The organism is Paenibacillus spongiae (genome assembly GCF_024734895.1).
Taxonomy (GTDB): Bacteria; Bacillota; Bacilli; order Paenibacillales; family Paenibacillaceae; genus Paenibacillus_Z; species Paenibacillus_Z spongiae.
The window spans coordinates 6,596,958-6,618,376 of the sequence record NZ_CP091430.1 but is presented as its reverse complement, the minus strand read 5'-3'; the positions used below and the strand labels follow the sequence as shown (position 1 = coordinate 6,618,376).

The window sequence follows — 21,419 nt, the reverse complement described above, 5'->3', positions numbered from 1 at the left end:
AGAGGAGCATGATTCATGCAGGCACTAATCTATGAAGGTCCGCGCGTTATGACGATGAGGGAAGTGGAAGTCCCTGTGGCGGGTGAGGATGAGGTTGTCATCAAGGTGGCGTACTCGGGGATATGCGGCTCGGAGCTCAGCGGCTATCTGGGCAAAAATTCACTGCGCAAGCCGCCGCTCATTTTCGGCCATGAATTTTCCGGGATCATCTCCTCGCTTGGCGGCAGAGTGGAAGCAGCCGGGGAATGGCGCATCGGACAGCGGGTGACGGCGAACCCGCTCGTCACGTGCGGCCGCTGCGCGCTCTGTTTGAGCGGCCGTCATCAGCTCTGCCCATCGCGCAAGCTGTTATCCGCCGCGCTGCCGGGGAGCAACGCGTCGTACGTGAAGATCCCGGCGGCCTATGTCCTTGCGCTGCCGGATTCGATGAGCCTTCAGCTTGCAGCGCAGACCGAGCCCGCCGCCTGTGCGGTGCGTACGGCGGAGCTGAGCGCTGCAAAGCCAACGGATACGGCGCTTATCCTGGGGATGGGGCCGATCGGGCTGCTTAATCTGCAGGCGCTTCGGCAATATGGAGTACGGGACATTATCGCCGTGGACATGAACACGGACCGGCTGTCGATTGCCAGTAAGCTCGGCGCGACGGCTGCGTTTAGTCCCGCGGATACCGATACGGTAGAGGAAGTGAAGCGGCTGACGGGAGGCATGGGCGCAAACATTGCTATCGATGCTGTCGGTGCCGGCATTACCCGTCGCCAGTGCGTTTCCGCTTGCGCGCCGGGAGGACGGGTCGTATATACCGGGCTGCATGAGGATGAGTCAATGCTGCCCGTGAATGCCGCGATACGGAATGAAATTACGCTGACGGGATCGTTCGCGTATTCGGCCTTGCATTTTCGCACGGCGCTTGATTGGCTGGCCGATGGAAGAATCGGGCTGACGGAGGGCGTTATCGAGGCGCCACTGCGCGATGGCGCGCAGTGGTACGAAACACTATTAGGCCAGCCGGGCAGCATATCCAAGGTGCTGCTTGTGCCGGAAGGAGACGCATAATGACGGAGTTCGGAGAGTGGCAGTACCCGGTCACAGGGATTCGCCGCAAGATTTTTCCGCCGGGGGCTAACATCATGAGCATGATGATCGAGCTGGAGAAGGAAGCGATAGGTCCTGCTCATTCGCATCCGCACGAACAGCTGACGTTCGTCATAAGCGGCAAGCTGGAGGTCACGCTGGAGAAGGATGCTCACATTGTGGCGGCAGGCGAACAGCTCCATATCCCCGGCGATGTCGTGCATACCGTCAAAGCGCTGGAAGATGCGGTTGTTCTGGAAACGTTCACCCCGCTGAGAGAGGATTTGCTCGCCACGATTACGGAAAAATAATGGAATCAAGACATTGAGGCGATTATACATGATAAAGGCACGGCGGATGATTTCATCTGCCGTGCCTTTTTGATTGGGACAGTCAGGCTATGCCTATGGCGCCTGCGCTTTCAAACGCAGGACTTCGCTTCGCGTCGCGGGTGCCTTTTAAACCCAGCGTGGTCAGGAATCCGAAGTCAAACAAGGCTAGCTTGCACTAAATTGCGATAACCCGCAGGTAGTCCCCGTAGTGCTCCCCGCTGCTGCTTTCGAGCAAACCAATCAGAGTTAGTTGTAACGGACAGAGGATGCGTTATTCGCCGAATTTTGCCCAAATGTGGAGGTTGCGGACATCAGATTCTATATATGCATCAGTTATAACTATTTTAGAGTATTTTGGCCCGAATAAGGGCTCTCATGTCCGCAACACACGAGACGTCCCCATTGAATCCCGCAATAGCGGCGCTCATGTCCGTTAGTAAAGCGTCACGGTACGATTACGGCTTGAACAACAGTGGTGTTCGAATTTTTCTTTCGAACCAGTGGATGAACGGGCATATGTGAACTCGATTTTCCTGAAGAGCGCTGCGCTATATGAAGATGCAAGAAGAAGGCCGTAAGAAGGGGGAAGTAGTGCTTTACAACCATGCCTGATTTCATTTGGACATTGCTCTAATGGGCATTAGGTTTGGTATTTCGACAATTGGGCTGTATCGGCCAAAGGGTGTTTTTTGTCAGCAGATTCGATAGACACTCGGTAAATCTTGAATCATCAAGGGCTTTAAGCCGATCCGGCCCGTTGGAGGCGAAGACAAAAAGTACAAAAAAATAACAATAAAAAAAATATTCCTCTTAATATTTCGTATCGAAAAAATATTCTTGCCAAATATTTCATGCCCCCTTATACTGTAGTCATCTAATCTCGATCAGTCAGGTGGTATGCGGATATGGCGAATAAGACTAACGATGAACATGATTTCATGCCTGACAATTCTACATTGTCTGCCCAGATTCAAAGCGCTTACACGAGCTTGAGCGCGACGGAGAAGCGGATTGCCGACTACGTGCTGAACGTGCCGGAACAAATTATGTACAACTCGGTTACGCAGGTGGCCGAAGAGCTGGAGATTGCGCAATCGACGGTAACCAAGTTTTGCCGGACGATCGGGCTGCGCGGGTTTCAAGAGCTGAAGATTCGTCTGGCCCAGGATACGGAACGGACGAATCCTGCGAACGAAGATCAAGAAGAGATGAGCTTGTCCAAACAAATGGCGCAATCGGCCGCAAACAGCATCGTGGATGCCGGTGGCCACATCGACCGCGATGCGGTTGACCAAGCGGTGTCAAAGCTTGCTTCGGCCCGTAGAATCATCATTCTCGGAGTTGGAGAATCGGGACCGATGGCACAGCTTCTGAAGATCAAGCTGATGGGGATCGGGCTGACGGCCGATGCCCAGATCGATATTCATTTGCAGTCGATGCTTGCGGCCCACCTTGACGAGCGCGATGTTGCGATCGGCATTTCGCAGCAGGGCAGCACGAAAGATATCGTCGCCTCGATGCGGTCCGCCAGAGCAAACGGCGCAACGACCATATGCATAACAGGGCAAGGAAAAACGCCGATCACGGAAGTATCGGATATCCGGCTCGTGTGCGCATCGCGGTTGTCGAGCATTACGGGGATCGGGAGCTTCAAGAGCAAAGCATCGATCCTGTACGTCATCGAGCTTCTGGTCGTCATGCTGACGCTCCTTCTCTCGGAGCAGCAGGCCGAGTCCAAGAAGAAGCTGCTGTGGAAAACGACGGATTCGATTCTCGATAAATTGTACTAAACCATTCTGGACGAGGAGCTGTGCACGCGATGATAGCTTCCATGAAAAACAAACTGATTGTATCCTGCCAAGCATGGCCGGGGACGCCGTTCTACGGCGATCCCCGTATGATGCGGGCGATGGCCGAAAGCGCGCAGATGGCGCATGCGGGCGGCATTCGCGCCAACGGCGCCGACGATATCCGCGAAATCAAGAAGACGGTGTCGCTGCCGATGATCGGCATTTATAAAGGACTCGACAAACGTGGGATACGCATCATTACGCCCGATCTTGAAAGCGCTAAGAAGCTCGTCGACGCGGGCGCCGACATCGTGGCGATTGACGCAACGCTCGACGCCAGAACCGACGAACAAGAACTGCTGGCGCTCATTCAAGCCATTCGCACCGATCTTGGCGTACCCGTCATGGCTGATATTTCGAATGTGGACGATGCGCTGCGGGCGGTTCGCTGCGGAGCGGATATCGTCGCCACGACGATGGCCGGGTATACGTCCTATACGCATAAGACGGAAGGGCCGGATCTGGATCTCATCGGACGGCTGGTCCAGGCGGTGGAGGTTCCGGTTATTGGAGAAGGAAGGTTTGCCCGCCCCATGGAAGTGCACGAGGCGATTCGCGTTCGTGGCGCGCACAGCGTTGTGGTCGGCACTTCGATCACGGCGCCATGGGAATTGACGGCACGGTTTGTCAGGGCAATCTAGACGTCTGTCCGAAAGGTGCGGCGTAACATACAGCGCTGCACGTCCACCGGATAGAACCGACTTCCGGGACGAGATCACTTACAGCGGAGGGATACCATGTATTTGCTGGGTATAGACGGCGGTCAAACGTCGACCAAATCATGTCTCTACGATCAGGACACAGGCGCGTGCTTGCTGGCCAGCGGCCCCCCGATCGACCATATGCTAACGTTGAACGGCCAGATCAAGGCGAAGCAGGGCATTCAGCAGTCCCTGCAAAAGCTGCTCAAGAAGGCGGTTCTGACCAAAAAGGTGGAGCTTGCGTTCCTCAGCATAAGCGGTGTGCACAAAGAGCATGAGGAAATGATTAAGAGCTGGGTACGGGAATGCATCCATGTCGATCGTTTTTTCATCGAAGGGGACGTCAAAGCCAATCTGGCCGGCGCTTCCGGAGGGAAGAACGACGGGGTGTTAATTGTAGCGGGAGGTGGTAGCATAGGGTATTACTCCGACGGGGAGAACGAGCTCGTCGCAGGCGGATACGGACATATTCTAGGTGACGAAGGAAGTGCTTACTGGATCGGGCTGCAGGCGATCAAGGCGAGCATACGCTACAGCGATGGCCGGGGTCCGGTAACGGTATTGCATGACAGCATTCTCGATCATTTCCGCGAAACTTCGTTCTGGGGCGTCAAGAAACAGATTCATGCCGACAAAATTCAGCGAAGCGACATGTCCGACTTGGCTGTCATCGTGGAGAGGGCGGCGAACGACGGGGATGCCATCGCGCAATTGGTCTTGAAAGAGGCCGGAGCGGAGCTCGCCCAGCTGGCGATATCCGTGCTGCAGCAAATGGCTGACCTGCAAAGCGCACCGGCGGTACGCAAGGTGTACCCGACGGGCGGCGTGTTTCAATCGACCCATTGGGTCAGGCGCAGTCTCTCCGACTCGCTGCGTGCGTACGATCCTCTGGCAGAGGTATATAGTCCGCAGTATTCACCGGTGATCGGCACGCTTATTTTATCGGCGCAGGCATTAGGGAGAACGATCAATCTGGACAGTATCGAGCAATCGGACGTAGTCAGACTATGACCGCCGGAGCAAGAAGGAGGTTCTTACAATGACGGACGACAGTAAGACGGATATCGGAAGATCGCGATCTGCGGAAGCCGGTTTACCGGCAGGCGGTAGCTTATACGACGATATCCTCCGCGAAGAAGCAAACTGGATCGCAAGGCTGCAACTTGAAAGCGGTTGCATACCCATGTACAACGAGCCATTAGCAAGCCACGGAGGCGAATATCGGGTCATCCCGTACTTCACGCATCTCGCGCTGCTGGGTCTGCTGGAACAGCCGGAGCATTCGCCCGTTGTGCGCAAGTATATGGACTGGTATTTCTCCCGTCTGATCCGAACGGCGACCGAGACGGCGCCTGCAGGCGCCGTATTCGATCATACGGTCGCAGCGGACCGGCTTACCTTCACTGCGACAGGCGATTTTGACTCGACCGACTCATATGCTTCAACGTTTCTGAACGTGCTGCGCAAATATGCGGAAACGACTGGCGATACCGCTTACCTGCTGGAGCGCCGAAGCGATATTGCTCTGATAGCGGGCGCAATGCTTGCCACGAAGCAGTCCGACGGATTGACTTGGGCGAAACCGAGCTACCGGGTCAAATATTTGATGGACAATGCCGAGGTTTACGAAGGCTTGGCCGATATGGAATGGATCTGCAGCGAGGTATTCGGCGATAGGACCGAGGCGGCCTTCTACCGGCACCATAAAGATGAGGTGGCAGCAGGCATTCAAACCGGGCTCTGGAATGAATCGCTGCAAGCGTATGCCTATGCGAAGAACGAAGACGGCTCGCTGCTTGAGCCGGAATGGGGCCGATTCTATCCGGATGCGACAGCCCAGCTGTTCCCGATCTGGACGGGGATGCTCCCGCCGGAGAGTGAGCGGGCGAGGAGGCTGTACGCCAGCTTCAACGCGCATTTTCCGCAATGGCCGCAGCTAAATAAGCGGGATTCGTTCCCGTGGGCGCTTCTTGCCTATACGTCGGCCGTCATGGGCGATGCGGAGCGAACCGTCCAGTTTCTTGAATCGGCCCAAGCAGCATTCATCGAACGGGGTCATCCATGGCCATGGTACGTGATGGAAAGCGGCGTCACGATGCTCGCTGCGGCCAGGATGAAGCGGCTTTCGGCGAACACGGCTTAACCTGTCTTCGCGATTATGCCTCATACTCAGCTCTTGGTTATCGATTGCGATTGGTATCATCCAAATCATGGGGAGGGCTTATTTTGAAAGCAAAGAAGTGGATCGCATTATCGTTGATTCTCATGCTTGTTACCGCCGTACTCGCAGGTTGTTCCGGGAACTCGTCCGAGAAACCGAATAATTCGGGCAACAAGGAGCCTGTCGCCGACGATAAGCCGTCGGAAGATAAGAAGGACGGGGAGAAGACAGCTCCGGAAGCGGCCGGGGATGGACTGATCCCGGATGTGAAGGGCGAGCTCACGACGCTTGTCGTGATGGGGCAGCTGAACGCTTCGGACCCGGATCTGGGCGGCGTATACGATTATTTCAAAGAATTTTACCCCAACCTGAAGCTGAAGCAGCTGGACATCGTGCATGAGGAATATGCGCCGGATGAGCTGACCAAGGCGATCGCTGCAGGGAATACGCCCGATTTGTACGTCACCGTTCCAGGCGATATCCCGGATCTGATCAGTAAGAAATATATCGAGCCTCTCGGCAGCCTGCTCGATGCGAATCCGAGTTATGTCGAGACGCTGAATCCGGCTGCGCTCGATATGAACAAGATCGGCGGGGAGACCTACGGCATTACGTGGATGACCTTGCCGCAAACCTGGATGATCAATACGGATCTATTCGAGAAGATGGGCGTTCCGGTGCCGACGGACGATTGGACGGTCGACGAGTTCATCGAAATCAACAAACAGATGGTCGACAAGGCGAACGGGATTACGGGCTCCAACCCGAACCCCGTAGATCCGTGGCTGCTGTTCTCCTTCCTGGAGGCTTATGGCGTCAAAGGGGTCAAGACGGTGGACGGGAAGCCGGTCTCCAGCTTCGCCGAAGAGCCGAACGCGATTCAGGCGGTGGAGAAGTGGATCGAGTATACGACGAAGAGCAACATCGCCTTCACGGCGGAAGAGATGTCCAAATTCGGCATTGCCGACCCATGGTCCGCTTATTGGCACAAAGGCCATGCCGGCATGGTGCCATGGTCGTTATGGGGGCAGCCTTACAATAACGATACGAAGAAGAACTCCTTCAACTGGACGGTTGTCCGGCAGCCGCAAGGTCCCGGGGGCAGAGGCGCTATCGCTTACGGCATTACGATGGCCGTCTTCCCGACTTCGGAGAAGAAAGAGCTGGCGATGAAATATATCCAGATCGTGACAAGCAAGCATTTCTACGAAAATGCGAAAATGAAGGATCCGAAAACGGGCATTACGAGTCCGCTTACGCTCAGCCCGAACGAGCCGATATTCCCGGTCGGCATTCCGGCAATCAACGTGCAATTCAAGACGGCGGAGGAAAACCAGTCCGCTCTCGACGGGTTCGTCAGAGCGATGCAGGATGCCAAGATCGTCGACTACGGCGGCTTCGGTCAGACTGCCCTTAATGAAATGACCGCCAGACTCCCGGACGTCGCAGCAGGCAAAGTGCAAATTCCGGATATGCTGAAGGACCTGGATCAGGTCATGAACACCACCTATTACAAATCGAAATAACCGCAATTCCTTAGCATGAAGAGCAGCGGGCCGATCGAGCTTATACGGCCCGCTGCGCCCTCATGCGGCTGCGGAAAGGCGGCGCTTCACCGACTCGGATGATAAGGGGAGAGAAAGTTGGCGAGAGTCGTACTCAGAAACTTGTGGAAAAGGTATCCGGGCGCCAAGCATGTGTCGCCGGCGGTGCAGGACTTCGAATTGGACATAGCCGATCGTGAGTTCGTTGCCCTGATCGGTCCGTCGGGCTGCGGCAAATCGACGACGCTTCGCATGATCGCGGGCCTCGAGAGCGCCTCGCAGGGGGAGATTTACATTGACGATCAGCTTGTCAACGATTTGACGCCCAAAGAGCGCAACGTATCGATGGTCTTTCAGAATTACGCGTTATATCCCAGCCTCAGCAACTTCGAAAATATCGCCTTCGGCCTCAGAGTCGGCAGAATTCAAAAATATTTGATCGAGGAGAAAGTAAAGCGGACGGCCAAAAATTTGGAGATCGACCATCTGCTTGAAAGGTATCCGCGCCAGGTGTCCGGCGGACAGCGCCAGCGGGTTGCGCTGGGGCGCGCGATCGTTCGCGATCCGAGAGTGTTTCTAATGGATGAACCGCTCTCCAATCTCGATGCGAAGATGCGCGTGCAAATGCGGATCGAAATTATCAAGCTCCACAAAACGTTGAATGCGACCACGATATATGTAACCCACGATCAGATCGAAGCGATGACGATGGCAGACAGAATCGTGATTATGGATAAAGGCGTCATTCAGCAGGTCGGCACGCCCGAGGATGTGTACAACTATCCGGCCAATACGTTCGTAGGCGGGTTTATCGGCAATCCGCCGATGAATTTCATTCCGGGCAGCATCGAATGGCGGCCGGACGGCTGCTTCTTCGAGAACAAGACGATGTCGCTGTCTATTCCCCGCGACATCGCGGTACAGCTTGAACGCCGGAAGGTCCACTCGGTTCTTGGCGGCATCCGGCCCGAGCAAATGCGGATCGAACGCGGAGCGGGCTCCGGCGGAGATAATGCGTTCACAGGGAAGGTAGAGGTAACGGAGCTTGTCGGGGCGGATCGCCATGTGCATGTCGATCTGGGCAACGCCGGAAGCGTCATTGTCCGAACCGGGGCCGAAACCCGGTTCAACGAGGGCGAGAGCGTCACGCTGAGCGTCAATCTGGCTAAATTTTTGTTCTTCGACCCGAACACGGGAACCCGCATCCAGTAAGGGAGTGAAACGAAAATTGATTCCGTTCAAGAAGATGGTGCCCTTATTGTGTCTCTTTGTGCTGGGGTCCGTGTTTCCGCCGCATTCGGTTGCGCAAACGGAAAAACAGCCGAGCACAGAGGTTTACCCGGTAATGGTGAAGGAGCTCGAACGGGCGGGCACCGCAGACACGGCCGGCCAGAGGATTGAAGTCGAGGGGGGACGGTTTGCTGCCATATCCGGCGACGGCATACGTGCCGGCGAATGGGAGGACAAATCGAATGTGCTTCTATGGGATAGCGCAGCCGGCGAGGTGGAATATGCCGTTACCGTCCCGGTAGGCGGCTTCTATAACGTGTATGTGGAATACGCGGATACGAACGCGTATACCGAAACGATTGAAAGAGGTTTGCTCATCAACGGAGCGCCCGCCTATGCAGGCAACGAATCCTTCATTCTCGGGCAGCGGTACCGGTACGATGCGTATCCGTTCGTCAAGGATGCCGCAGGGAACGAGAAGCGGCCCAAGCAGCTGGCCGTCAAAGAATGGCTGACGGAGCCGGTCCGGGACAAGTCCGGCATGACGAGCACTCCGCTCAAGTTTCCGTTCGAGCAAGGCGTCAACTCTGTAAAGCTGACCGGAATCAGAGGCAGCGTGGCGATCGCCAGGCTGATCGTCCGTTCGCCCGAGCCGTATCCGGCCTATGACGAGTATGCGTCCGGACAGCCTCCCAGCACGTCGCCGGCATCGTTCATTCAGACGGTCGAGGGCGAGAATCCGGCGCTGGTTTCATCCAAAGGCATTCAGCTCTTCGGCATTTCCGAGGCGGGCGTAAGCCCTGAAGCTTACGGGAAACGAATATACAACGCCATTGGAGGGCTGTCATGGAGACATCCCGGGCAGTGGGCGGAATGGGAGATCGAGACGCCCGAGGACGGCGTGTACCAGCTCGGCATCAAGTACAAGCAGAGCGACAACAATGCGCTCAGCTCCTTCCGGATCGTCGAGATCGACGGTCATGCGCCGTTCCGGGAAATGCTGAACGTCTCCTTCCCCTTCAGCGCGTCATGGGCGATCAAGACGCTCGGGGACGAGGAGCCTTACAGCTTCTATCTCACGAAGGGCAAGCATCGGATCCGGCTGTCCGTTACGTCCGAGCCGTATCAGGAGATCCATGGGGCGCTGCTGCAAATGGCGGACGCGCTGAACGAGACCGATCTGGAGATCAAGCGGATTACAGGCATATCGACGGACAAACAGATCGACTTGTTCAAGCGGTACGACTTGAAGAAATATATTCCCGATCTAGATCAGAGGCTGACCGGCATGGCGGAGGAAATCGAGAAGCAAATTGCCGCCCTCTCTGCGCTCACCGGCTCCGCCAAGAGCGGGTTCGACGTGCTGGGAACGGATGCAGCCCGGCTGAGAAGCTATGCGGCCGATCTGAACGACATTCCGAGGAGCGTCGATTCGCTCAGCAGAATACAGGCAAACGTGGCCAACTTTGCGGCAAGTCTGGCGTTTCAACCGCTGCTCGTCGACTATTTGACCGTGAAGAGCACGGATGAACGATTCCCCGACGCGAAAGCAGGCATGTGGAAGGCGACAAGCTATTTCTTCAAGAGCTTTTTCGCTTCCTTTACGAATGATTACGACACGAAGAAAGGCTCCAAGGGCTCGATCGAGGTTTGGGTGCAGCGCAACCGGGACTACGTCGACTTGATGCAGCAATATGCGAATGAATATTTCACACCGCTGACGGGCTACAAGGTCAACATCAACTATATTCCGGGCGCGGACGTGCTCGTGCTGGCGAACGCCGCAGGCAAGCAGCCGGACGTCGTGACCGGCGCCTCGATGGATACGCCGTTCAATTTCGCATTGCGAAACGCGGTCGTGAAGCTGAACGACTTCCCGGAATTCGCCGAAATTAGCGGCCGGATCTCGCCGGGGACGGCGATTCCGTTTCACTATAACGGCGGCGACTACGCATTGCCGGAAGAAGCGACCATGAGCCTCATGTATTACCGGGAGGATATCCTGAACCGGAACAACATCAAGGTTCCGCAGACATGGGAGGAGGTCAAGCAGATCATTCCTTCCCTGCAGCAGAACAATATGAATTTCTGGGCGCCGCAGGGCGACTGGCTGACGTTCTTCTATCAGCACGGAGTCGATCCCTACACCGCAGACGGTGCGGACGTCGGCTTCGATACGCCCAAAGGCTTCGCTGCCTTCAAGTATATGACGGACCTGTACGTCAAATATAATTTGCCCCAGGTCATCACGAGCTTCTACCAGCATTTCCGGCAGGGGGACGTTCCGATCGGCATATCCGGCATGAGCGACTATTTGTTGTTCCGGCTGGCGGCTCCCGAGATTTCCTCAAAATGGAAAATATCGCCGATACCCGGCACGATCGACAGCACCGGCACCAATGTCAGATGGCATGGCGGCGACGTGCGGGGCGTCATGATGATGAAGACGGATGAGCAGCGGCAAGAACGGGCGTGGGAATTCGTGAAATGGTGGATGTCCACCGAGACGCAGGCGCAATTCGCGAACGACCTGGAGAATAACTACGGCATCGAATTCAGATGGTATTCCGCGAATCCGGAAGTGGTGGCGCTGACGCCATGGACGCCGCAGGATAAGGAAGTCGTCCTGGAGCAGCTGAGATGGTTCAAAGGCGTTCCGTTCGTTCCCGGTGGCTCGTATATGACCGGGAGAGAATTGACGAACGCGTGGACCGGTACCGTCATTGATAAAGGGCATTACCGCGAGGAAATGGAGCAAGCGGTGGACAGCATCAGACGGGAAATTGCCAGGTACCGTCGGGAATACGGACTCTCGGAGGGATTGCGATGAACGGCGCTACGGAAATTCCCGCGGCGAAGGGGAAGATCGGCATGGGCAGGCGGAGGCTGGCGAACAAGGCCGCCTTCGTTTGGGATGATATGAAACGGAACAAACTGGCCTATTTGTTCCTGGCCCCGTTTCTGCTTTGCTTCTTCATTTTCATAATCGTGCCGGTGCTTTCGGCGTCCTTGCTGGCGTTTACGCGGTTCAACTCGATCGAGGCGCCGGTCTTCGTCGGTCTGCATAATTTTAAGGTCATGTTCACGGAAGACATCGTTCTGATGAAGTATGTCATTGCGAATACGTTCTTCTTCGCCGTGTTCGTCGGGCCGGTCGGCTATGCGCTGCAATTTCTGATGGCGTGGCTGATTTTGCAAATCCCGAAGAAGCTTCGCTCCTTGTACACGATGGCGATCTACGTGCCTTCGATTGCGGGCGGCGTTATGATGTCGGTCATCTGGGTCATTGCCTTCAGCGGCGACCGTTACGGGTATTTGAACCAATTTCTGCTCTACTGCGGCTTTATCGACACCCCGATCGCTTTTACGCAATCGAGCGGCTATCTAATGGGGGTCATGATCTTCGTTACGCTATGGAGCAGCATGGGAGTCGGCTTCCTGTCGCTGCAGGCGGGGATGATGACGGTGGATCCGCAGCTGTACGAGGCGGGCAAGATGGACGGGATCCGGAATCGAATCCAGGAGATCTGGTACATTACGATTCCGGCGATGAAGCCGCAGATGCTGTTCTCGGCCGTCATGGGCATCGTAGGCGCGCTCAAGGCCGGCGGGATCGGCGTGCAGCTGTCCGGCACGAACCCGACGCCGAACTATGCCGGGCAGATGCTGCAGAACCATATCGAGGATTTCGGCTTTATCCGCTACGAGCTTGGCTACGCAACGGCGCTGTCGCTCATGCTGCTCGTGCTGATGTACATCATCAATCGGGCATGCTTCCGGCTGCTTGGCACGAAGGAGGATGAATAAGGCGCATGCTGCTTAAGAAACGGCTCAAGAAGCTGTATCCGTTAACGGTACCGGACGGGCTGAGACTGCTGTTCGTCACGCTATATGCGATCATGTCGGTCATTCCGATCATCTATATCTTCAATACGGCGTTTAAGCCGCTGTCCGAGCTGTTTTTGTACCCGCCGAGATTTTTCGTCAACAATCCTTCGTTTCACAATTTTTACGATCTGTTCTTTGCGCTCAAGCTGTCGGTGCTGCCATTCTCCCGATACGTCTTCAACAGCGTCGTGGTCACCGCCATCACGATCATCGCGGCTGTCGTGATCAGCACGATGGGGGCGTATTCGCTGTCGAGAATGCGGTTTCCGGGGAAGGATTGGATCTTTAGCGTCATCATTATTTCGCTGATGTTCTCGCCGGAAGCGGTCAAAATTACGCGTTATCTGGTCGTGACCAAGCTCGGGCTTATGAATTCGTACAGCGGGCATATTTTGCCGCATCTGGCGCTGCCGATCTGCATCTTTCTGATCAAGCAGTTCATGGATCAAATCCCGAGAGAGCTCAGCGAAGCGGCCAAGATCGACGGGGCCAGCGAATGGAGAATATTCGCCACGGTTGTCGTTCCGAACGTGAAGCCGGCGATCGGCACCGCTGCGATCTTGACGTTCCAGGCAGTATGGGGGGATACGGAAACATCCACCTACTTCATGACGGACGAATCGATGAAGACGCTGCCGTACTTCGTGCAGACGATGACCGGAGGCCTCACCACCGTAGTCGCGCGTCAGGGAGCCTCGGCGGCAGCCGGCCTGCTGCTGTTTATTCCGAATTTGATTATTTTCGTTATTCTACAGCGGTGCATGATCAACACACTCGTAAATTCGGGAATTAAGTAGGACGGGGGGGATGCTGCTTGCTTAAACGGAAATGGATCTTCGCTTCGCTGCTTGCCGCCATGCTCGGATTGTACGATGGGAACGGGACGGCGGATGCGGCGGCTCCTTACCGTTCACACGGTTATTTCGAAGGCTCCCGTTACAGCATCCAGTCGCTTTACGTGCCGGAGCGCGTCATAGGCGACCGGTTGTATAAGGGCGTAAACGGCGGCCAGGAGAGCGTGCCGGGCTTGAACGGTCCGACCGGATTGTTCATCGATGGCGAAGGCTATCTCTATGTCTCGGATACGAACAACAACCGGGTTGTCAAAATGGACGATAGAGGCGGGCTCATCCAAGAGTTCGGAACCGGAAGCGATGCCAAAGCGCAGCTGAAGGCGCCGGAAGGCCTCTATGTATCGGCAAGCGGGGACGTCTATGTATGCGATACGGGCAACAATCGCATCTCGGTCTATAACAGCAGGGGAGAATGGATCGACGAGATCGTGAAGCCCGACGCTCCCAGCTTAAGGGAGGTCATCTTCATCCCTTCGGGAGTGTCCATGGATATCCGGGGCTTCCTATACGTCGTCTCCAAAGGCGTGAATGAAGGGCTGATCGTCATCTCGCCCGACAAGAAGTTCAACGGCTTCTTCGGCTCCAACAAGGTTCAGACGTCCGCATTGGACCGGGTGAAGAACATGCTGTACACGGAGGAGCAGAAAGAAACGGCGGGCGTCAGCGCAGCGAGCGTATCCGACGTGTTCATCGATCACGAAGGCTATGTCTATACGAGCACGAAGGGCGCTGCGACCGAGCAGATCAAGAAATACAATGTCGGCGGCCAAAATCTGTTTGCCGGCAAGAACATGCAGGTCGGCAGCTCGACGGTCGGGCTCGTCGGCTCTTATTCCGGCATTACGGCGGACCGGCTCGGCAATATATTCGGCATCGATACGGGAGCGGGCAAAATCTTTCAGTTCTCTCCTACGGGAGAGCCGGTATTCTCATTCGGCGCCAAGCTGCTGGATAACAAGCTGCGCATGGGATTGCTCGGCGATCCGGTTAGCATCAAGACGAACGGCAAGGGCTATGTGTTCGTTACCGACCGTATGTTCAATGGTGTCCAGGTGTTCCGGCCTACGGAATTAGCGGGCAAAATCAACAAGGCCAACGAGCTGTTCAACGAAGGGCTGTACGAGGAAGCGAAACAAAGCAGCCAAGAAGTGTTGAAGAGCAACGTCTTCTACTCGAAAGCGCACTATATTATCGGCAAGGCGCTCTATCGGGAAGGCGAGTGGGAATCGTCAATGGCCCGCTTCGAAACGGTGTACGATCCCAATGGTTATTCCGACTCGTTCTGGGAATGGCGCATCCGCTGGGTACAGGCCAATTTCGGATACGTGGCCGCAGGCGCCGCCACCGCTGCCGTTATCGCGGTCGCCACTGGCAAATTGGCAAGAAAACGGAGGAGAGACTGATGCGAAGATTGGGAGAACAGCTGGCCTACTCCTGGAAGTTTCTGCGGCATCCGATCGACGGCTTCTATGATTTGCGCTTCTCGGGGAAAGGGAGCGTCTTGTCCGCCTCCGTGCTGCTCGTACTCTTCTATATTAGCCAGCTGCTGAAGCTGGAACTGACCCATTTCGTATTCGAGCCGTTCGGTCTTGCGTATACATCGCCGATCCAGCAATTGCTCATCTGCCTGCTGCCGATATTCGTCTGGGTGCTGGCCAACTATCTCGTCAGCTGCATTACGAAAGGACAGGGCACGTTCAAGGCCGTCTACATCTCGACCGCATACTCGATGCTGCCCTTTATTTATTTCGCCGTTCCGGTTGCGCTCTTGTCCAACTTGTTCTCGAATGCGGAAGGCGCGATCTACGGCTTCATGAATTTCTTTATTTCGGCCTGGATTGCCATCCTGTTCTACATTCAAGTGAAGGAAGTGCATGGCTTCGAGGTGACGGAAACGTTCACGAACATCTTCTGGATGCTGTTCGCGGGCGTCGCGATCATCGCCTTCTCCTTGGCGCTGTTTGCGATCGTGATCCAGTCCGTCAATTTCGCGGTATCGTTCCTCAGGGAGGCAATCGGCTATGTCTAGAAGCGCATGGATACGGAAGCTGAAGATCGTAGCTGTTCTGGGGTTCATCGTGGCGGCGTTGTTCACCGTAAGGCTGCTGCTCGTCAAGCAGGGTGAAATCGGGCTTCCGCAGGATACGGGCGCGCAGTCGAATCATGAGCCCGTAACGAATGACCGGCTGAAGCGGGTCGAAGGAGCCGGGCTGGTGAGGATGGCGGAGAACGCCCGCTTGGCCCTGGCGGTCGACTTGAAGGACGGCAGCATCGAGGTGCTGGACAAGGAAGGAGGCCATGTCTGGCGCAGCAAGCCGACCAAGGAAGCAGTCGAGAAGGACGGCTCCAACAATTTGTGGAAGAACAATCTGCAGTCGCCACTTATTGTCGAATATGTAAAGAGCTATACGGAAACGGTGCCGACGTACGCCAACGCGTTCACGCCGAATACGAAGGTAAGCGTCTTCGAGATGACTGGCGGGGCAAGAGTCTATTACGAGTTCGAGGGCCTCGGGATCCGAATGGCCATCGACTATTACTTGCATGAGGATCATCTGGAGGTTGAAGTGCCCGACTATATGGTCGAGGAGCCCAAGGACGAATATGTCACCGACGAGCAGGGCAAGAAGACGCTTGATAGCGGCAATTTCCGCAAAATCGTCGGCTACAGCGTGCTGCCCTTCTTCGGCGCGGTTCAGGCCGGCGCATCGGATGGTTATCTGCTGGTGCCGGACGGTCCGGGCGGGTTGATCAAATTCGAGAAGAACCAGGCGCACAAATTGAACTTTACAGGGACGGTATATGGCCATGATCTGTCTTATGCGAATGCATTCGATTCGTCCCTGAACAGCCAGCGGGAACAAGCCACGGTCTTCTATCCGGCATTCGGGCTGAATAATGGCGGCCGGTCGATGCTGGGCATTATCCATAGCGGAGAAAGCGGGGCGGAGATCATCGGAAACCCTGCAGGAGCGGGCACGAGCTTCTATAACGCCTATGCGCGGTTCAAATTCCGCGAGAAATATAAGAAGCTGACCGATCTTACGGGAGCGGGCGTCTTCCTGTACGCGGATTTCTCCGTCAACGTCACGCGGAACATCAGGTATTACTTGCTCACCGGGGACCATTCCGACTATTCCGGCATGGCGCAGGCGTATCGGAGCTACTTGATGAAGGAGAAGGGACTGACGAAGAAGCCGAAGAAGGAAGGCGATATGCCGCTGGAGCTTCATATTACGGGGGGAGCGGAGAAGACGGGCTTCCTCTCCTCATCCTTCATCCCGATGACGACATTCGGGCAGGCGGGTGAAATGGTGGACTATTTCAAGCAGAACGGCATCTCTAATATGACTGTCATCTACAAAGGCTGGGCGAGCGGAGGGACATCGGTCCCCTATCCGAACCGGTTCCCGGCCGCTTCCCGACTCGGTGGGACGAAAGGACTTCAGCGCTTCATTGAACAGGCGCAGTCGTACGGCTATAAGGTGCTGCTGGAGGACGACCATATGCGCGCGCTGACGGGAAAAGGAATCTCGGAGCGGAAGGACGTGGTGCGCAACATTCAGAACGCACCGCTCGATATCGGCGAATGGGACAGCCAGCAGGTGCTTAATGCGAGCGCGGTCAAGCGGTATCTGGAGGACAGCTTGCCGGAATACGCCAAGCTGGAGGTCGACGGCATCCAGGAACGCGGGTTCAACATTCTGAACTCCGATTTTCAATCGTCCGCCCCGATGAACCGGGAGCAGGTCAAGATGTACTACAAGGATGTCATCTCCTCTATGGTCGAAGATCTAGGCTCCGTCCGGGTGAAGAACGGGATGGCTTATCAGCTGATGAACGGCGTCTCGATCGAGAACGTCGCATCCGAATACAGCTTCTCGCCGATTATCGACGAGATCGTCCCCTTCTATCCAATGGCGCTTCACGGGCTTGCGGATTACGTCTCCGTTCCGTACAACCAGATGGACGAACCGAAGCAGGAGATGCTCAAAGCAATCGAGTATGGGGCGAACGTCAGCTTCGCCGTAACGGCGGAGAAGACGGAGCTGCTGAAGGATGCCAAGATCAACGATCTGTACAGCTCGGCGTTCCCGCTGTGGAAAGAAGATATTCTGAAGCTCTACAAGAAGGTGAACGAGGCGCTCGGCGGCGTATCCGGATCTTTCATTACCGGGCACGGCCAATTGGCCCCGGATGTTTACCGCACGTCGTACGAGAACGGTACCGAGATCGTATGCAACTATTCGGATGCGCCCTATGCATACGAAGGGAAGACGGTTGCGGCCAAAGACTTTATCGTCATCAAGGGAAGTGACGGGCCATGAGAAGAATGAGCATCGAGAAGAAGCGAAGGCTGCACGGGCTGTTGTTCATGTCGCCTTGGATTATAGGACTGCTTCTATTCTGGTTGTATCCGCTCGTGTACTCGCTTGTCATGAGCTTGAACAAAATCGTCATTCAGGCTGAGGATTTGGTGTGGACCTTCATCGGGTTTGCCAACTACAACGACATCATGCTGAAGGACACCGGGTTCTGGGACCAGTGGATACCATTCTTCATGAAGTCCGTCTTTATGATTCCGATCATTATTCTGTTCTCGATCATTTCGGCGCTGTTCCTGAATCAGAAATTTCCAGGCAGAGGCTTGTTCAGAGCCGTCTTCTTCCTGCCGGTTCTCTTCACGACCGGAGGCGTCATTATCAGCCTGCTGACAGCCAATTCCGGCGGAGGGGTAGGCGCCGTCGGGACGACGAACACGCTCACGCTGGAATTTCTCCAGGATCAGAATTTGCGGGCGTTCATTCAAACGAATTTCGATGCGCGGCTCTCGAACACGATCATCGATATTTTGAATTCGTTCGTCATCATTCTCTGGTATTCCGGCGTACAGACCGTCCTGCTGCTGGCCGGGCTGCAGAGCATCTCGCCAAGCGTTTACGAAGCGGCGACGATCGACGGCGCGAACGGGTGGGAGAGACTGTGGAAAATCACGCTGCCCGGCCTCGTCCCCTTCATCCTCATCGTGGCGGTTTATTCCGTCGTCGATCAGTTCACGATGCCTTCGAACCCGATGATGGGGCTGATCAGCCGGAATATGTATGAGACGACGAGGGGAATGGGCTACGCTTCGGCAATGGGCTGGATCTATGTGGCGTTCATCATGTTCCTGCTCGCCATCATCTTCCTTGTTTTCCGCAAGGCGTTCGTCCAAAAAGTAAGGTAGGAGGTGCTTTCGGTTGCAAGTGTGGCATAAAATACGGCACAATACCGCCAAGATCGCGCTGAACAAGCAAACGGTCCGCTATAAAGCGAAAGCGTTTGTCCTCGGCACGAACAACGAGAAGCAGGGTATTCTGAAAGCCGTTCTTATTTATTTTGTCCTGATCAGCCTGGCCTTGATCTATATCGCGCCGATCGTTTCGATGCTCAGCACGTCGCTCAAGGTATTCTCCGATCTTATAGATCCGACGACCAAGTGGATTCCGAAGAGCTTGCATTACATCAACTATAAATATGCCTTCGATGCGCTTAATATCGCGGTTACGTTCCATGACGATTTCAGCCTGTGGGAAAATTTGCGGCGCTCCACGCTGTTCAATACGCTGACCATCGTCGTGCCTACCGCTGCGCTGCAGGTGTTATCCTGCGCCGTTGCGGGCTATGCGTTCGGCAGAATGACGTTTCCCTTCCAGAAGCTGCTCTTCGTGATGCTTCTGCTGACGTTCGTCATCCCGCCGCAAACGCTGATGATTCCGCTAATATGGACCTACAAGTCGTACGGCCTGCTGGACTCGCCCTTTGCGTTCATCGCCCCGGCGCTGTTCGGTCACGGCATTAAAGGCGCCTTGTTCGTGTTCATGTATATGCAGTTCTTCAAGAAGTTTCCGAAGGAGCTGGAGGAAGCGGCCATTATCGACGGCGTCGGGGTTGTAAAGATGTTCTGGAGGGTCATGCTCCCGCTCGCCAAGCCGGCTATTGTCGTCGTCTTCTTGTTCTCCGTCGTGTTCCACTGGAATGAAAGCATGCTGACGTCCTATTTCTACAGTGCGCTGCAGACGCTCCCGATTAAGCTTGGAGCGCTTCAGCCGGAAGGCGATCCGACCCAGCTGTTCGTGCTGCCGGTGAAGATGGCGGCGGGCATCATCGAGCTGGCGCCGCTGCTCATCCTGTATTTCTTTACGCAGCGCTGGTTTACGGAAAGCATCGAGCGGACCGGACTAGTCGAGTAAGGGAAGATCGCTGGAGAAACGGGTGCGTGAAGAAAAATGCAATTAAATCAATAAAAGGGATAATATTCCTTAAATGTTTGCGCATTCTGCCTCGGCGTTATCTCAGCCCTCTATGCGCAAGATTGAAACGGCGAAGATACGGATTCTTCGCTGATCGATGGACTCCCGGGAGGATAGATAATGATGTTAAACAAAGGAAAACGAAGAATTACGCTCGCGCTGGGGCTTTGCCTCCTATTCGGGCAGGCTTGCTCCGGGGGAGCACCTGTGCCGGAAAAGCCGGTAACGGCATCGCCTGTCAGCTTAGAGAAGAGCGTTAATCAAGCGAAGCCGCCCGCCGCTAACCCATTGTATGAAGACATTCTGAATCGTGAGGCTGCATGGCTCTCCAGCCTGCAGCTGGAGAACGGCGCCATTCCGATGTCGCCGGGCGGCGGACCATACCGCGTCGTGCCGTATTTTACGAACATCGCTTTGCTCGGTCTGCTCGAGAAGCCGGAACAGGCGCCGGTCGTCCGCAAATATATGGACTGGTATTTCGCGCATCTGAACCGGACGGCGGGTCCGGATGTTCCCCTTGGCTCGATCTTCGACTATACCGTCGAGGCGGATCAGCGGACCGAGAAGGCATCGGGCGATTTCGATTCGACCGATTCCTATGCATCGACATTTCTGAATTTATTGCGCAAGTATGCCGAAGCGACAGGCGATACCGAATACCTGCTGACGCATCGGAGCGATATCGAGCTGATCGCGGGTGCGATGCTCTCGACGAAGCAGGCCGACGGCTTAACGTGGGCGAAGCCGGCTTACCGGGTCAAGTATTTGATGGACAATACGGAAGTGTATAAGGGCCTGGTCGATATGGAGTGGATAAGCGGCACCGTATTCGGCGACAAAGCGGGCGCGGCTGCCTATCGGAAGCATAAGAAGGATGTATTCGCAGGCATCGAGAAGATGCTGTGGTCGGATGACAAGAATGCGTATGCCTTCGCCAAAATGGAAGGAGGCGAGTTGTCTTATCCGAATTGGGACACCTTCTACGCCGATGCGACGGCGCAGCTGTTCCCGATCTGGACGGGCGTGCTCGCACCGGACAGCAAGCGCGCACAGCAGCTGTACGCAGCCTTCAATGAGCATCACCCCGGCTGGCCGCAGCTGAACAAGGGCGACGCGTTCCCATGGGCGCTCCTTGCTTATACGGCGGCGATCATGGGCGACCGTACCCGCGTCGACGCTTTTCTCGAATCGGTCCGGACCACCTATCTCGACCGCGACCACCCGTGGCCTTGGTATGTAATGGAAAGCGGCGTTACGATGCTTGCAGCGGCGCATATGGCGAATATGAAGAAGGAATAGCCTGGGCGCCGGCAGGGATTAGAGGCCATCCTATTGGATGGTCCTCTTGTCGTGATGTGATCCGTTCGACTGCCTCTCCGGCTGTTATCATGGGGCAGAAAGGATCGATGTGCGTAGGGATGGCATAGAAAGGCACGGCGGGTGAATTGACCCGCCGTGCCTTATTTGAATAGGCAAAGTTAAGTTGTTTGCTGCG

The 21,419-nt window shown here is 55.5% G+C and carries 17 protein-coding genes; all 17 read left to right on the top strand.

The genetic code is table 11. The features are described from left to right. Positions 1–15: 15 nt before the first annotated feature. The 17 genes from L1F29_RS29760 to L1F29_RS29680 all read left to right on the top strand — a co-directional run bounded on the left by L1F29_RS29760 (position 16) and on the right by L1F29_RS29680 (position 21,223). Entirely contained in the window at positions 16–1,053 is a 1,038-nt protein-coding gene (locus tag L1F29_RS29760) for a zinc-dependent alcohol dehydrogenase (RefSeq protein WP_258385628.1), read from the top strand. Beyond that, positions 1,053–1,382, top strand: coding sequence for a cupin domain-containing protein (locus tag L1F29_RS29755; RefSeq protein ID WP_258385627.1), 330 nt, complete (start codon positions 1,053–1,055; stop codon positions 1,380–1,382). The genes L1F29_RS29760 and L1F29_RS29755 overlap by 1 nt, the downstream gene beginning before the upstream one ends. Before the next feature lie 926 nt (positions 1,383–2,308). Next, the gene (locus L1F29_RS29750) at positions 2,309–3,193 is read left to right on the top strand and encodes a MurR/RpiR family transcriptional regulator (RefSeq protein ID WP_258385626.1); all 885 of its coding nucleotides are present in this window, start codon (positions 2,309–2,311) and stop codon (positions 3,191–3,193) included. Positions 3,194–3,222: 29 nt separating this feature from the next. Beyond that, complete coding sequence (locus L1F29_RS29745) at positions 3,223–3,894, top strand: N-acetylmannosamine-6-phosphate 2-epimerase (protein ID WP_258385625.1); 672 nt, start codon at positions 3,223–3,225, stop codon at positions 3,892–3,894. A 96-nt stretch (positions 3,895–3,990) separates the two neighbouring features. Next, positions 3,991–4,965: an N-acetylglucosamine kinase gene (locus L1F29_RS29740; protein WP_258385624.1), complete on the top strand. Its 975-nt coding sequence runs from the start codon at positions 3,991–3,993 to the stop codon at positions 4,963–4,965. Between the two features lie 28 nt (positions 4,966–4,993). Continuing rightward, positions 4,994–6,097 (top strand): hypothetical protein, encoded by a 1,104-nt coding sequence (locus L1F29_RS29735; protein WP_258385623.1) that lies wholly within the window; start codon positions 4,994–4,996, stop codon positions 6,095–6,097. Positions 6,098–6,180: 83 nt separating this feature from the next. Beyond that, the gene (locus tag L1F29_RS29730; protein ID WP_258385622.1) at positions 6,181–7,641 is read left to right on the top strand and encodes an ABC transporter substrate-binding protein; all 1,461 of its coding nucleotides are present in this window, start codon (positions 6,181–6,183) and stop codon (positions 7,639–7,641) included. Positions 7,642–7,758: 117 nt separating this feature from the next. Beyond that, positions 7,759–8,871 carry an ABC transporter ATP-binding protein gene (locus L1F29_RS29725; protein WP_258385621.1) on the top strand — a complete coding sequence of 371 codons (1,113 nt, stop codon included), beginning with the start codon at positions 7,759–7,761 and terminating at the stop codon, positions 8,869–8,871. A gap of 16 nt (positions 8,872–8,887) precedes the next feature. Then, positions 8,888–11,719, top strand: coding sequence for an extracellular solute-binding protein (locus L1F29_RS29720; protein ID WP_258385620.1), 2,832 nt, complete (start codon positions 8,888–8,890; stop codon positions 11,717–11,719). Further along, positions 11,716–12,696: a carbohydrate ABC transporter permease gene (locus L1F29_RS29715; protein ID WP_258385619.1), complete on the top strand. Its 981-nt coding sequence runs from the start codon at positions 11,716–11,718 to the stop codon at positions 12,694–12,696. Before L1F29_RS29720 ends, L1F29_RS29715 begins: the two co-directional genes overlap by 4 nt. A 5-nt stretch (positions 12,697–12,701) precedes the next feature. Next, positions 12,702–13,574, top strand: coding sequence for a carbohydrate ABC transporter permease (locus L1F29_RS29710; protein ID WP_258385618.1), 873 nt, complete (start codon positions 12,702–12,704; stop codon positions 13,572–13,574). A 17-nt stretch (positions 13,575–13,591) separates the two neighbouring features. Beyond that, positions 13,592–15,034 carry an NHL repeat-containing protein gene (locus L1F29_RS29705; RefSeq protein ID WP_258385617.1) on the top strand — a complete coding sequence of 481 codons (1,443 nt, stop codon included), beginning with the start codon at positions 13,592–13,594 and terminating at the stop codon, positions 15,032–15,034. Further along, complete coding sequence (locus L1F29_RS29700) at positions 15,034–15,660, top strand: YIP1 family protein (protein ID WP_258385616.1); 627 nt, start codon at positions 15,034–15,036, stop codon at positions 15,658–15,660. The genes L1F29_RS29705 and L1F29_RS29700 overlap by 1 nt, the downstream gene beginning before the upstream one ends. Then, positions 15,653–17,959, top strand: coding sequence for a DUF5696 domain-containing protein (locus L1F29_RS29695; protein WP_258385615.1), 2,307 nt, complete (start codon positions 15,653–15,655; stop codon positions 17,957–17,959). Before L1F29_RS29700 ends, L1F29_RS29695 begins: the two co-directional genes overlap by 8 nt. Continuing rightward, entirely contained in the window at positions 17,956–18,858 is a 903-nt protein-coding gene (locus L1F29_RS29690; RefSeq protein ID WP_258385614.1) for a carbohydrate ABC transporter permease, read from the top strand. Before L1F29_RS29695 ends, L1F29_RS29690 begins: the two co-directional genes overlap by 4 nt. A gap of 19 nt (positions 18,859–18,877) precedes the next feature. After that, the gene (locus L1F29_RS29685) at positions 18,878–19,864 is read left to right on the top strand and encodes a carbohydrate ABC transporter permease (protein WP_258389852.1); all 987 of its coding nucleotides are present in this window, start codon (positions 18,878–18,880) and stop codon (positions 19,862–19,864) included. A gap of 180 nt (positions 19,865–20,044) precedes the next feature. Beyond that, the gene (locus L1F29_RS29680; protein WP_258385613.1) at positions 20,045–21,223 is read left to right on the top strand and encodes a prenyltransferase/squalene oxidase repeat-containing protein; all 1,179 of its coding nucleotides are present in this window, start codon (positions 20,045–20,047) and stop codon (positions 21,221–21,223) included. The last annotated feature ends 196 nt before the right edge of the window (positions 21,224–21,419 follow it).